Source organism: Desulfoplanes formicivorans (assembly GCF_001748225.1).
Taxonomy (GTDB): domain Bacteria; phylum Desulfobacterota; class Desulfovibrionia; order Desulfovibrionales; family Desulfomicrobiaceae; genus Desulfoplanes; species Desulfoplanes formicivorans.
Genome location: NZ_BDFE01000016.1, coordinates 1 through 13501, shown reverse-complemented (window position 1 = coordinate 13501; position 13501 = coordinate 1). Strand labels below are relative to the sequence as shown.

At 39.5% G+C, this 13501-nt stretch carries 13 protein-coding genes; 9 read left to right on the top strand and 4 right to left on the bottom strand.

All coding sequences use genetic code 11. The features are described from left to right. Positions 1 to 238: 238 nt before the first annotated feature. The 3 genes from DPF_RS08040 to DPF_RS14455 form a co-directional block, all read right to left on the bottom strand. Complete coding sequence (locus tag DPF_RS08040) at positions 239 to 514, bottom strand: helix-turn-helix transcriptional regulator (protein WP_069858885.1); 276 nt, start codon at positions 512 to 514, stop codon at positions 239 to 241. A gap of 549 nt (positions 515 to 1063) precedes the next feature. Further along, positions 1064 to 2065 (bottom strand): site-specific integrase, encoded by a 1002-nt coding sequence (locus tag DPF_RS08035; RefSeq protein WP_069858883.1) that lies wholly within the window; start codon positions 2063 to 2065, stop codon positions 1064 to 1066. Positions 2066 to 2967: 902 nt separating this feature from the next. After that, positions 2968 to 3306 carry a phage integrase N-terminal SAM-like domain-containing protein gene (locus DPF_RS14455; RefSeq protein WP_083254565.1) on the bottom strand — a complete coding sequence of 113 codons (339 nt, stop codon included), beginning with the start codon at positions 3304 to 3306 and terminating at the stop codon, positions 2968 to 2970. Between the two features lie 306 nt (positions 3307 to 3612). On the opposite strand from DPF_RS14455, the gene DPF_RS08025 reads away from it, so the two are divergent. The 9 genes from DPF_RS08025 (at position 3613) to DPF_RS07990 (ending at position 12336) form a co-directional block, all read left to right on the top strand. Beyond that, the gene (locus tag DPF_RS08025) at positions 3613 to 4410 is read left to right on the top strand and encodes a hypothetical protein (RefSeq protein WP_069858879.1); all 798 of its coding nucleotides are present in this window, start codon (positions 3613 to 3615) and stop codon (positions 4408 to 4410) included. Positions 4411 to 4502: 92 nt separating this feature from the next. After that, entirely contained in the window at positions 4503 to 5798 is a 1296-nt protein-coding gene (locus DPF_RS08020; RefSeq protein WP_069858877.1) for a hypothetical protein, read from the top strand. 237 nt (positions 5799 to 6035) lie between these two features. Next, complete coding sequence (locus tag DPF_RS13910) at positions 6036 to 6395, top strand: hypothetical protein (protein WP_141721092.1); 360 nt, start codon at positions 6036 to 6038, stop codon at positions 6393 to 6395. A gap of 111 nt (positions 6396 to 6506) precedes the next feature. Further along, on the top strand, positions 6507 to 7673 hold the full coding sequence (locus tag DPF_RS08015) for a hypothetical protein (protein WP_069858875.1): 1167 nt from the start codon (positions 6507 to 6509) through the stop codon (positions 7671 to 7673). A 577-nt stretch (positions 7674 to 8250) separates the two neighbouring features. After that, positions 8251 to 9177 carry a 5'-nucleotidase gene (locus DPF_RS08010; RefSeq protein WP_069858873.1) on the top strand — a complete coding sequence of 309 codons (927 nt, stop codon included), beginning with the start codon at positions 8251 to 8253 and terminating at the stop codon, positions 9175 to 9177. A gap of 511 nt (positions 9178 to 9688) precedes the next feature. Further along, on the top strand, positions 9689 to 9931 hold the full coding sequence (locus tag DPF_RS14230; RefSeq protein WP_218069974.1) for a DUF2188 domain-containing protein: 243 nt from the start codon (positions 9689 to 9691) through the stop codon (positions 9929 to 9931). Positions 9932 to 10395: 464 nt separating this feature from the next. Then, entirely contained in the window at positions 10396 to 10902 is a 507-nt protein-coding gene (locus tag DPF_RS13905; RefSeq protein ID WP_141721091.1) for a hypothetical protein, read from the top strand. A gap of 658 nt (positions 10903 to 11560) precedes the next feature. After that, positions 11561 to 11878, top strand: coding sequence for a hypothetical protein (locus DPF_RS07995; protein ID WP_069858868.1), 318 nt, complete (start codon positions 11561 to 11563; stop codon positions 11876 to 11878). Positions 11879 to 12018: 140 nt separating this feature from the next. Beyond that, positions 12019 to 12336: a hypothetical protein gene (locus DPF_RS07990; RefSeq protein WP_069858866.1), complete on the top strand. Its 318-nt coding sequence runs from the start codon at positions 12019 to 12021 to the stop codon at positions 12334 to 12336. 638 nt (positions 12337 to 12974) lie between these two features. Here DPF_RS07990 and DPF_RS07985 read toward each other — a convergent pair. Then, positions 12975 to 13421 carry a DUF1848 family protein gene (locus DPF_RS07985; protein WP_218069973.1) on the bottom strand — a complete coding sequence of 149 codons (447 nt, stop codon included), beginning with the start codon at positions 13419 to 13421 and terminating at the stop codon, positions 12975 to 12977. Positions 13422 to 13501 lie beyond the last annotated feature (80 nt).

The window sequence follows — 13501 nt, the reverse complement described above, 5'->3', positions numbered from 1 at the left end:
GTTTTTTACTTTCATTATAAAATAAAAAAAATAAAAAACAAAAAATTACAGATTGGATTCTAATTTTTTTGAACTTTCTATAAAATTATGTAGTCAAATGTTGCCACTATATGATCATACTACAAATTGCCACACCAAGTTACCTGCTTTATTGTGGCCACAAGGTTTCGGTTTAAGTCGAAACAACTCCGCATTAACAGTAATCATAAGCAATTCAATGCGTTAAGCTCAATCCGTTTTACATAACTGGAGTATTCTGCTGGATGATTGTATCTGTCTTTGTCGGCCTTCCACGTTTTTTTCGCGGATGGCTGGCAAAGGCTTTTTTATTTGCCATTTCAATTTTTTTGTTTAGCCATTCTTCGATTTGTGATTCTCGCCAATACCGGCGTTTACCAACTTCTATGGGCGGCGGAACGCAATCCCAGCGTTTCCGATACATTGACATGCGAATGCTTGCTTCTGATGTTTTAAAAATGGCTGCCAAATCTTTTACTGTTAAAAGTTTTTTCATATGTTTCCTCGACAACGTTTTCTTTGCTTTATGTAGCGAAATTTTTTCTAACCATTAAAAATGCTTGTTTTGTTGAATATTATGACTCGAGTTGTTGTATTGTGAAGTGGTATCATTAAATTGATTTTAGAAGAGGCGAAAACTTCCCTGAAACAGGAGAAAACGGTTGATTTGTCGACTCTTAAATACTAAGCAACATCATTTTTTGTAAGTGCAGTTGAAAAATTTTCTATAAACATTTCCTGAATTGATTGTGTGCTCATGCACGTTTTTATAAGTATATGAAAAAAAATTTAATAAACAAAATGTAAACAATATTTGTTATAATAAAGTCATGCAAACGGGTATAAGTATATACCATAATTGCTGCATGTATCGAAAATGCTTATATATTAGATGGTTACATCATCTGTGGGTAAAAAATATTTTTTTCAAATTCGCTTATTCATGATCAAAAAAACATTATTTTTTTTCAGTGAAAAATTTGTGGTATAATTGAAGTTTTTTTTATTTTTAGCTCATCTCGCCCTCGTTATACTCAAATGGTACTCATGGTCTTAAACCAATATCGTAACTTGCTACCTCTTCCCCGAACGGACTTGAGGGTGGTTCCCTGAGTGCATGACTACATTGGACATCTTCTATATGCGTATTTCCCCGAGCCTGTCCGCTGGTCCCATATTTTTTTTTGGAGAGTGTTGATCTGTGCCCCAAAATCATCGAAATTTTATGAGGCAGGCATTTCTCCCCCTTTAAATCTGCTGATAGCTGGTGCCTGTAGCAGTACGGTGAAATGTGATTTTTTCTCCGCGGCCAGATTTTCTGAGAAAGTCTGCGTACATAATCATTCAATCTTTTGGCTTTTGCTCTAATGACAACACGTCCGGAATCCGCGACACAGCTCAACAGGTAATCTACGGGTGAGCCATCATAGACAAGGCCACGCATATTGATAAAAATTTTTCGTTCGGGCTGCCCATTCTGTTTTGCCTTGCCTACCTTTGAACCCCTGATGACAAATTCTAAAAATTCCGAGTTCTCATCTCCAATCACGGTTACACCCCGTTCGATTTCGCTCGGCCTGGCCCCTGTGAGGTGAAGAATGGCAAGCGCACCTTTGTAATCATCATTACTGCACCGGTCCCACATTATTTCACGCCAGTTTGTGGCCATTCCCCGCAACGCTTTCCTTTTAGATTTTCCAGGGCTTTTTGTTTTCACTGGACAATTTCCAGTATTTCGACCGTGTTCCTGGTACAACTTGATGAGATAGAGTAACATCCTTTTATTTTTTTTGAGATTACTTTCATCCAGAGAATTTGAATTCATTTTTCTGAGATACAACATCATATATTGCTGTATACAATACCGCAAAGCAGCTTTCTTTTTGTAGTAGTAGCTTTTTGAACCTTTATATAAAAATCCGTCTTTATTTTTTGTTATTTGTTTGAATATTTTCATGTATTCATCTTTTGTTTTATCCTCTACGTCTTTTATACCAATATCACGAACTATTTTTTTTGCATATGAAACAGCCTCTTTTAATTTCATATCGATATCCTCAAATTTAAGATCTATTAGTAGTATAATATATAGATCTCAAAATGCAAGACACGAAGGGACTTGGCGATCTTCTGATAAATTTATGTCTTCCTCGTTCCATATGGATTGCCTGTAAAATGGATTTCCATCCACAGGGTAAACCTGTTGTAGGGATACCCTGTGCCCGCTCTCAGAAATGATACGTTGATGTGTGGATAAAATGATCAGGTTTATCCAAAATTTTCATCATGTAGCTCGAGCGGGCATATTCTTCCGCATTTTTGGAATGCGGAAGAATATGCGTGTTGGATGCGGAAGAATATCAAAGAAATGTCGGCTACGATGCCGAAGTTGAGGGGGGTATCCTAGTGGAAGGGTTTACCAAAATTTTGGGAATCCCGAAAAAATATGTCGGTCCAAAAGTCAACCGAGGATAGTCGCGCCAAAAAATCACCCCTCGTGATTACCCCCAAAAAAAACTAAAATTTTTTTGGGGGAGATTTTTAAAAAAAATTTCAACAGGGGAGGGTTGTGTCATACATGGACGTGATGCTAAAAACAAAGCACCAAAAGGTGATGCTTGGCTGGATATGATATACATTATGGGAAGGATCAGACAATCAGGCGGGAAATCTTCCAGGCTGACACATTCCACAGTCATCCCAAACATGACCAACCGCACAGAAGGATACGGCTATTACCATAAGCCGCGGACTCACTGATCGTTCCTGCAACAGAAGGCCGTTTTCGGAATCAAAAATCCAGCGGTCTCTTTCTGTTTTTTTGGTCGTGCTCTTGATAGCATTGAGTATAGACCATGGTCCATTTTCTGGATGGTCCGGATGTCATATTTGACTTTGAGCAGATGGCTGGCAAAAGAATGACGGAAGCCGAGGGAGTAATAACAGTAACTACAGATGATATTTGAGAGCCTTTGGATTGAAAAGAAGACAAGGATGCTTGCGGGTGTGGTCTTTTCCTTTTATCTGGTCGGCTTGGCAATGTTTGTAGAAAATCGATACGGCATGAGATGCCTGCCGTATCAAATTGCCTGGTTGATGTTTCGCGGCAAGCTTTTCCATAAAGAGATTCAAACTTGTCCGGTCTGATAGGTCATGCTGATACTTATGACAAAAATCAAGATAATACCTCAGCCATTTGCGGTAGAAGGGCCTCACCCTCTCGGAGATGGACTCATGAGCGAGGCATTTCTCAAAATTATCTCGAATATCTTTTGAAATGTTAATCATAGCCTTTGATCGCTAAAAAGATCTCGATAACAAGCCAAATTCGGAGTTATCACGTTAGGGATTACTAACATCCAATCTTAATTTTTTGTCAATGGCCAGGGGTTCCTGGAGTTATCAGGAAACCACATAATAACTTGTTGTTGCCGGACGCTACGCGCCGGCAACAACAACCCGCGGATACCATCCGCTTGTTGCTCGGCGCAAAGAGCCTCTCAACAAGCGGATCGAGCGGGTGTCCACTGGTTCAAGTAAACTTGCCCCCGCGGCCACCGCTCATCCGCGGGCCGTTATGCATAAGGAGAAATCGTGAGTCTAAATGTTAATTCAGCCTGGAGTGCGACAAGCGCTGTCCTGAAAAACACGTTCTCTTTCTATGACATTAAAGAAATTGTTGGCTTGGCTGGCTTTGATACAGGAAAAATTGCACACCTTGTTCAGAAATCCGGCTCATCAGTAAGTAAAGGTCAACTAATATCTGAGATCGAAAGAGAGTTAAATAATTTTAGCGATAATGATAAACGACACTTTTTGAATATCGTTATAGAAGAAATGTTAACTCGCTGCTCAGGAGTTGAAGAGCAGCTTGAAAGATATTTAACGAGGCTGGGTTGGCAGGTTATTGAGAACAAGGTTTTACCCATTGAAGTTCTTGATCGTGACGACATGATTGAACTTGATGAGGTTTCCAAACAAGACTTAATTAAAGCTGCAACCAGATATAGAGACGGTGATTTAAGTGGGGCTTTGTCAGCAGCATGTGGGGCGGTTGATAGCCTAACGGTTAAAATATATCAAAAGCATGGGTTGGGAGATGCGGCAAAGGCATCATTTCAAGAGCGATGCAAAGTTTCCTTAAATAAGGTGGGCGTGTTTGATGCTGTAAATCAAGAGCTTCGTGATATTGAATGGAAAGTGTCTGGTTTAGTTCCGTTTCGAAAAAATTTCGAAGGTGCACTAAATCAGGCTGCATTCATAATGCAAACTCTTCGAGCTAACATGGCTGATGTGCATGGCACAAAGCCTGTTTTCAAACCGCTTGTATTTGATAGTATCAAATGGGCTCAGGTGCTTGTTCGTTTACTTAGCGGACAGTACAGTGCATAACAATCGGCTGCACGGCGACCGCTTTTCCGCTGCTTCGCAGCTCCAAACCGGCGCGTGAGCCGGGCGTTCGGCATAAAAAATGGAGAAATTGAATGGGTCAATGGTTAGATAGATTTGATAATCACCCAGTTCACGGTCAGATTCAATCTTTCGAGCAACTTATCGCTTCAGCGGAAGGGATTGTTGATGAAATAGAAGACACTAATGCCATAGAAAGTTACGAAAGATTAAAGTTAATACTGGATGCAATAAAATCCAAATTTGATAGCATCGACCCTTTGCTGTTCCCGGCGGCACCTCTACAGAATCTCAACAATCAAATAAGGCAGGTTGTGTCAGAAATTAATGCTTTCAATAGCAATGGAAACGTAGGCCACCTAACGAATGCAAATAATCATGCAGACAATGTTCTTGTAAACTTGTCAAATATAGTCTCGCCTAGTTTGCCACGTGACATTGATGGAATTAGGGAATCTGTAACTTCTTTTAGAAGATCAGCAGGACAATTTATAAGAAATCTTGAAGTAGAACATAATGATTTAGCAGCTAAATATGAAGCCATTTCTCAGCAATTTGAAGGCATAACGGCAGAAATCAACACACAAAAAGGACGGCTAGATACAGCTATTACTCAATTTCAACAACAATTTTCAGAGGCAGAAGACAGAAGAAGAGAGCAATTTGAACAAGCAAAAGATAAACGTAAGGAAGACTACGAAACTCTTGTTGGAGATATTGAAGAGTCATTTAATTCCAACTTGGAAAAGTTACAGGAGAAGTTCCAATCGCTCCTAGATGCCGTCAAAGAAAGCAGAGACAAGGCCCATAAAGAACTGACACTTTCGGCGGAAGAAATAATTAAGCAAATCGAAAAACAAAAAGAAAAGGCCTCAGAGTTAGTGACAATAATAACTAACTCTGGAATGGTTGGTGGCTATCAAACCGTTGCAAATAAGGCAAAAACATCGTCAATAATTTGGCAAGTCATAGCAGTTCTTTCATTTCTTGGTTTAATAGCATTCGCTATAGTCGCATTCAAAGCAACATTCTCAGAAACTTTGCACTGGGGAAAGGTCGGGGCCAGGGTATTCGTTGCTATTACTTTTGGTATCTTAGCTGCATATGCTGCTCGGCAGGCTGATAAGCATGAAGAAGCTGAAAGAAAAAATAGAAAAATGGAACTAGAACTTGCTGCTATAGACCCTTATCTTTCAGAGTTGCCTGTTGAAACACGTCATAAAATAAAAGAGGAATTGGCTTCACGGCTTTTTGCGCAGAGTGAAAATTCGACAGTGATTAATGGGTCAAAGACATCCGGGTCAATAGTTGACCTATTGCGAATGGCTCTTGAATCCATTGACAATCTATCAAAGAAAAGTGGTTCGTGATAATCGGCTTTGCCGAACAAGTCATTCCACTGGATTTCGCAAACAGCGCGAAACCAGTGAATTCAACGTTGTTGCCGGACGCTTCGCGCCGGCAACATCGGCCCGCGGATACCATCCGCTTGTTGCTCGGCGTGAAGAGCCTCACAACAAGCGGATCGAGCGGGTGTCCACTGGTTCAAGTAAACTTGCCCCCGCGGCCACCGCTCATCCGCGGGCCGTTATACGCAAGGAGCACCTATGAAAGATTCAACTCGAGCAAAAGTCGCAGCCGCCGTCGGAGCTGCATATAAGAAAAAGAGTGTATCGTCAGTCTACGACTATTCTACAGGTTCACATAAGAGCATATCGGCAAAAGTGGAAAATGGAACACTTTCTGGCTTTGATTATGGTAGTTCAAGTCACTTCTCTGGTGGTAGTAATGATAAATTGGACTTTTACGATTATGAGACATCTTCTCATGTCCAGTTAAAGTTGGAAGGCAGTAAGTTTTCTGGTTACGACTATCACAGCAGTAATCATTTTTCAGGCAATATCAATGGGAGTTTTGTTTCCATATATGATTATGAAACTGGGCAACACTATAACTTTAGCGTATAACAAGTCGTTAAATAAAGGCAAATAACAGTTTGCTTTTGCTCCTGCGTCGCTAATTTTAGCCAACATATTATTTGTCTCTTAACGATGTGTTAGGCGTGTAGGAAAAAGGCGATGAATCTTCCAAATGATATTGATAGCTTGAGAGAGCGAATTCAGAAGATCCTTGACCCCATTGCATCAGCGTCAGATAGATGTGCCAAGGCTGTGAAGGATTTCCTATTTACAGCTAACCGAACAGATGCCGGGAGGAGCTTGCCTCCATATTATCTGGTTTATTTTCTATTTGTGGATTTACTCGGTTATAAAAACCTAGGTCAATTTGAGAAAGTCGCATGGTCAGTACCAATTGAGTATAACGGGACAGCCTATCTTCTAGAACACAGAAAAATGGGGATGGGTTTATTTGCTGCGGATAAGGAAAACCAAGAAGGTGAATGCCAAGAAATTGTAAGGAAGATAAAAAAAGCGGCAAAAGCAGCCCAACCGTATTTCGAGTGGCATGCGAATGAAGCTGCAAAACAATCAAAATTAAATGTTTTGAATCACAGCATGAGATTGCATGATAGATATACGTTTCTATTAATGGAGTATAAGAAAAAGCTAGAAGAGGCAATTTCTAGGAAGGACGAAAGAATAAAGACGCAGCATTCTGAACGCTCTTGGAGTGTTCGTATGCCATATTATGAACTGAAGAAGGAATCAGAATGGTTGGCGCTTTCAGCAATTGATGCGTTTTACAGTTTTACTGAGCATGTCTTTATCCATGCTGCAATTTTGAAAGGTCATTTGTTGACAGGCGAGGATGTAGCAAATTTAGCAGACAAAGATTGGGCATCAAAATTCAAAGCATGTCTTGATGTTCAGGACAATTCGGTAAAGCCGCACTATGACAGATTAGTCGTGATCAAAAGGCAAATAAGAAACTACATGACTCATGGGGCATTTGGTAAGAACGGTGAAGCTTTTGAAATCCATTCTGGAGCGGGAGCAGTTCCATTGCTTATGCCGCATCAGAAAGGAAGTTCTCGCTTCTCAATGCAAGGCGGAACTGAGTTCCAGGAAGAAGAAGCAATAAGCGCTATTGAAGAGTTTATGCAGTTCTATTGGGAGTCAAACGATTTTCCGGAAGTAATTTATGTTAAAAGCACACTGCCAAGTATTCTCACGTACGCATCAGACTCCACATATCGAGATGCTATGGCCTCGACAGCGGATATGGAGAGCTTTGTTGACTACCTAATAGGAGTGTATGATTGTACCGGAAATATGGATTGGTAAAAAATCGCCTAACAAGGCAAACGCACTCGGAGGCCAAAAGCGCCGTTCGTCCCTTGCTCTGCTTTTGGCCTCCGGTGATTTGCAGCGTTGTTGCCGGACGCTTGTTGCTCGGCGCAAAGAGCCTCACAACAAGCGGATCGAGCGGATGTCCACAAGTCCAAGTAAACTTGTCCCTGCGGCCACCGCTCATCCGCGGGCCGTTAGCCATACGAAAAGTACTCCGCATTGGTCCTGCTACAGACTTGAGGAGTCGGAATTAAGCCACTATAATGACAAGCAACCACGAGGAGTGGATGAGCAATATTCGCAGGAGCCATGATGATGAGTTTAAACGTAGCGTCGTAATGTGGCCAAATAATTGTAGTACGATTTTGTATTTCGATGAAATTATGGTGGTATGTACAGAGATTGTATCTATTTCGCGGTGTTGATTGAGACGTCAAAACTACTTTGTTTTTCCAGATAAAGGAAATCATCCCTTACCAACGAGTAGCGTAGAATCAGAGTCTCGCAAAGAGCGATTCTTCCCTGCGGGCACCGTTGTCTGTAAATCGTTATTATGTAGGAGATAATAAAAGTGCCATATGATTTAACCAAAAGACTTGTTGTTGGATTATCTTCAAGCGCATTATTCGATTTGCAAAATTCTGATAAAATTTTCAGGGAACAAGGTGAAGAAGTTTATAGGAATTATCAGAGAACAAAACAGGATAGTCCTCTTCAAAGAGGGGTAGCTTTTCCGTTTGTACGACGTATATTGAAGTTAAATATGTTACGACCTAAAGATCCTCTAGTGGAAGTTATTTTGCTTTCACGCAATGATCCTGATACAGGTTTACGGGTAATGAATTCAATAGAGCATTACGAACTAGGAATTACGAGAGCAGTATTTCTTCAAGGAAAATCTCCTTATATTTATATACCAGCATTCGATATTGATCTGTTTCTGTCCGCAAACTACCAAGATGTTCGTCAAGCTGTTCTTGCCGGTTACCCAGCAGGACAAATCCTTAAGGGAGACATTACAGACGACATTAATGATTTGGAACTAAGGATTGCTTTTGACTTTGATGGCGTGATTGCGGACGATGAAGCTGAAGGTATCTATCAAAATTCAGGTCAGATAGAAGATTTCTATGCACATGAATTAGAATTAGTAGATGTGCCGCATAACCCAGGTCCATTAAAAAAATTTTTGCAACGGATATCTGATATACAAAAACTTGAATCTAAAAAGAAAAACGAAGATTCAACATATTCACCTATGTTGAATATTTCTATTGTAACTGCACGAAATGCTCCTTCGCATAAACGTGTAATTAATACAATGCGAACGTGGGATATTTATGTGAATGAAGCATTCTTTATGGGCGGTGTAGAAAAGTCGAAAGTTCTAAATATACTTAAGCCTCATATATTCTTTGATGATCAAAAACTACATTTAAAACCTTCATCTTCTGTGTTGCCTTCAGTTTATATACCGTTTGGAGTTGTAAATAAATAAAAATAATTGATCATGTAAAAATTGAGTGGAAATCCAGTTGAACCATCCATCTGACAACAACTACCAAACTATGGTAATAACGCTGGACAGTTCGGAGATTCCCAAAATTTGCCAGCCTCTGACATCGATATTATACTGAAAAAAGCTTGCTTTGGATTTTATTTTTTATTATACATTTTGAAGAATTACGAGGAATCAGCATCGTCCTAATTTTGGGACAATTTTGGGACAATTTTGGGACACTCAAGATTAAAATTCAGTTATATCGAGTTATATTGTATTAACGTTAGTTATTGTTTTTAAAAGATAATTTTTTTTAACTGGCCTTTTGTTTTGATCCTGGGGCTGACTACGAATCAGAGGGTCGTAGGTTCGAATCCTGCCGGGCGCACCAGCAAATAAAAGGGGTTAGATGAAAATCTAACCCCTTTTTTGTGTCTGATGGCCTTTTTGGGACAATGTGGGGACAACGGCCTTCTCCTGGGACAACCAAGCTACACTGGAGGAACCCATGGCGACATTCACCAAACGCGGCAAAGGACAATGGCAAGTCAAAATTCGACGGAAAGGCTGTCCGTTGCAAACAAAAACATTTGAGACAAAAGGTGATGCTGAAGCTTGGGCAAGAGAGATCGAGTCCGAGATGGATCGTATATGCAACGAAAATGAGTACAATTTTCACCAAAAGCATTATATCATGCACGAGCGGGCATATTCTTCCGCATTTTTTGAATGCGGAAGAATATGCGAGTGAGATGCGGAAGAATATTAGAAAAATGTCGGCGACGATGCCGAAGGGAAGGGGGTATCCTGGGAGATGGGTTTACCAAAAATTTTGGAATCCAAAAATATGACGGGCAAGAGTAAATCGAGGATAGCCTCTGCGAAAAAATCATCCTCATGAAATTTTCGCAAAATCACATTTTTTGCCGATTTTTCATCAAAAAAATCTCAAAGAGGGGGTTGTGTCATATAAGGGGGTGATGCTATAGGGTCAAATTACAAAAAAGTGATGGTTGACAGCATATTCTCTTATTATTTGAAAAGCATCAAAGCTCATGGTAATATTATTCGTCCACTTTTCTAGGTTAATTTCGTGATAGAATCTCGGCTCAAATTTCATCAAGTCTGCAGCAAAAACAATTTTTCCAGACACAGTGAAAATGAATATAAATAAATTATATCGTTCTTAAAAAAAATAAAAATGGTGAGTTCGCTATGGATAACGAAAGTGATAAAGAAAAACTGAAAAAATTACTTATATTGCTAGGTATATTTTTATCTCCATTTTTAGTATCATCTTTTTTAGGAATAGAAAGTAGAAAGATAGAAAATCCAAACGATACAGGACTCTTTTATGAAGAATTCGAAAATAAAGGTTTAAAAAAAGAGAACACTAGACACAGAAGACTAAGCATAGAAGATAATTCGTATCCGTATAGCAATAATAACGATTTATCAAAAAAAGATGTTATTGATAAATTGACAACATATGCAGTAATTTTAGGAAGAGCTTCGGGATGCGGAATCGATACTCAATATGAATCTCATAGGGTCGGCAAGTGGATTGACAGGCAATTTCCTCCTGGATCTGCGGAACACAAAACATACCTTTCTATATACATAAGTGGCACTGCATTTCATGCTCGAGAACAGGCAATGGGAAACTCTCCAGATACTTGTCAAGAAGTAAGTCGAGCTCTCGCAAGGATACATTTGCCATAAAAACAATTTTGTGACAATAAAATCGAGCCTTTGTGGAGATAAAAACTTTGACCTTCGTAGTTAAGCACTGAAAACCAACGGCAGAATTCTCTGCGAAATCGTAGAAAATCTTCATAAAATCAAAGCAGTACCCGCGAATATCCGCAACAAAATTTTGGAAATGATTCAAGAAAATATGAATAGTTTTACCAGCGAAAAAACGTTTATTATCAATAAAAACATGCATTTAATTGCTAACGCTTAACCCCGAAAGTCGAGTATAAAAATAATCATCTAAAAATAGAGAAGGAATCAGATTACTCGATTGTATTTTATAGAATTAGAAAATGTACTTATTCTAAAGGCCATGAATATTTTGGATTTTATCTTAGTCTCAATTCTTCTAAAAGATTTTTAAAACAACTAAATAAATACTATTAATGTTTCATCTTGTTATCGAATAGAAAAGTACAACCATCTTTCCTGCCTTTGCAGGATAATGGATTCACTCCGACTCATCAAATCTGTAGCAGTGTCAAATCTTGATAGCATGCCAAATTCAGAGTTGTCATGTTAGAAATTACCTACATCTGATTTTATATTGCCAATGGCATGGTTTCCTAGATTTATCAGGAACCACATGATAGCTTGTTGTGCTCTTAAAAGGAGGAGGTTTTGTATGGATCTGGATAAATTGCCCAAAGAATTAATTGAGGATTTCTTTCCTGATGGTTTTTCGTTAAAAGATGAGGCTAATGCAATAACTGCATATTGTTTTCGAAATGGCATGATAGAAGACCTTCATGCTGGAGAAGCCTCAGACCTTTTGAAAGATAAATCAATAAGCAGGATCTCAAATGAAGAAATGAAACAATTGATGATTGAGGCGAGCAATAAAGTTTATGGTTTGCTTAAGCTTAAAAAATTTGAACCTGAAAAATATGATTTAATGATAAAAAGCTATGGCTTAATGTATTGTCGAAACTGGAATCGTTAAGAAAGAATTTCTGCAATGCAAGAGCATAACAAGTAGGTGTTACAATATTAACGAAATATAACATAATATCACGATAAACCAATTGACAGGATACTAAAAACAGATTCGATTATCGCAATGTTAATGCCAGCTGAATAGATATGACTAAAGAATATGACGTTAGTGGCGAAAGATATACATACGAAATTCTCTGGTCTTGTTGCCAGAGACAGATTGAACTGGCCGAGAAAATACCGGATGGTAAAATATATTTTTGGCTCACGTCTATGAGTATGGCTTATTTTGCTTATGAAGCTTATCTTAATCACGCGCTCCACAAAGTTGCTCCAGACATATACGAACACGAGAGGACCTACTTCACGGGTAAAGATTATTACGGAACTCCAGGAAAACTCAAAAAGCTCTCAGAATTATCGTCATTAAACTTTCCCGATGCTGAGACCTTATCAGAGTATTAAAGTGCTTTAAAAACTGCGAGCATCAGTAGCTCATGGCAAACCTGATCCATTCGAAGTGAGAGTTAAACATAAATCGGGCGAACACCCTGAAGCTATATCAAGTAGTTTTGAAAAAATTGTTTCAAAAAAGAATGCAAAAAAATGCATTAGCGATCTTAAAGAGTTTATCAAATGGCTGAATGACGGTTTGGTTAATAAGTTCGGTAGTGAAGGGCCACTACGACACCCCTTAAGCGGATTTTTAGGACATTCAAATGCAGATTTTGTGGAATAATCTTAACAAAGCTATTAACTTGAACGTATTACGCTGCGCTTCAAACGTTAAATTATGGTGGCGTTATGCAATTAAATAAAAATCAATATGTGTCGTGGTAAACAATTGAAATACTGAATTACAAAAATTTCTTTAGTTAAAAAAGCAATTATTTCAGAAGAGGCGACAACTTCCCTGACACAGGGGTACGGGTGAGCTTCCCCCCTATAAATCGGGGATAAGATAGAACAGGAGCCGTGTACGAGGCCTGTACGCACGGTTCTGTGAGAGGGGTGAAGCAGAGTTGATCACTCTGCTTCACCCTACTCGATTGTCTGATGGCCCTTATGGGACAATGTGGGGACAACGGTCTTTGCCGGCATCCTCAAAAGGGTACAATGCTTTCGTTGGTACTGGCGTGTCCCTGACGATTTTTCATGACTGCGCTTTCCGAGGTGTTGGCATAACAATATCTGCACAGGTGCGGGCAGGTATTGTACATGCCGATGTCCTTGCTGACAATGCACCCGCATTCCTTTCGTTGTCCCTTGTCTTTCATGTATTCCCATTCCATTTTGCCGAACAGGGCAGGACGGGCTCCCAGGAACGCCATCAGTTTCCTGTCCTCGGAAAACAGGCGCACCATGAGCCGATCATCAATGCATCGGCCGTGTTCCACTCCCCAGGGGCTCAAATCAATGGATTCCCCGCAGGTGGTCAGTTCCAGTCCCCATTCGCGGTTCATGATCTGAAGTTCCCGGGCAAAGGTCTGCATGGTCTCGGAAGAAAAATCCTGCCAGCCCACATCACACCTGTTCAGATTTGACTGCAAAAACTCTCTACAATAACGAAAAATTACTACCTATACTATTTACAAAATATACAAAATTTAGTATATATTATCGAAATTAA

What these genes read in the sequence shown, in the direction of transcription:
- DPF_RS08040 (WP_069858885.1), bottom strand. Translation starts at nt 514, where the DNA reads ATGAAAAAACTTTTAACAGTAAAAGATTTGGCAGCCATTTTTAAAACA.
- DPF_RS08035 (WP_069858883.1), bottom strand. Translation starts at nt 2,065, where the DNA reads ATGAAATTAAAAGAGGCTGTTTCATATGCAAAAAAAATAGTTCGTGAT.
- DPF_RS14455 (WP_083254565.1), bottom strand. Translation starts at nt 3,306, where the DNA reads ATGATTAACATTTCAAAAGATATTCGAGATAATTTTGAGAAATGCCTC.
- DPF_RS08020 (WP_069858877.1), top strand. Translation starts at nt 4,503, where the DNA reads ATGGGTCAATGGTTAGATAGATTTGATAATCACCCAGTTCACGGTCAG.
- DPF_RS13910 (WP_141721092.1), top strand. Translation starts at nt 6,036, where the DNA reads ATGAAAGATTCAACTCGAGCAAAAGTCGCAGCCGCCGTCGGAGCTGCA.
- DPF_RS08015 (WP_069858875.1), top strand. Translation starts at nt 6,507, where the DNA reads ATGAATCTTCCAAATGATATTGATAGCTTGAGAGAGCGAATTCAGAAG.
- DPF_RS14230 (WP_218069974.1), top strand. Translation starts at nt 9,689, where the DNA reads ATGGCGACATTCACCAAACGCGGCAAAGGACAATGGCAAGTCAAAATT.
- DPF_RS13905 (WP_141721091.1), top strand. Translation starts at nt 10,396, where the DNA reads ATGGATAACGAAAGTGATAAAGAAAAACTGAAAAAATTACTTATATTG.
- DPF_RS07995 (WP_069858868.1), top strand. Translation starts at nt 11,561, where the DNA reads ATGGATCTGGATAAATTGCCCAAAGAATTAATTGAGGATTTCTTTCCT.
- DPF_RS07990 (WP_069858866.1), top strand. Translation starts at nt 12,019, where the DNA reads ATGACTAAAGAATATGACGTTAGTGGCGAAAGATATACATACGAAATT.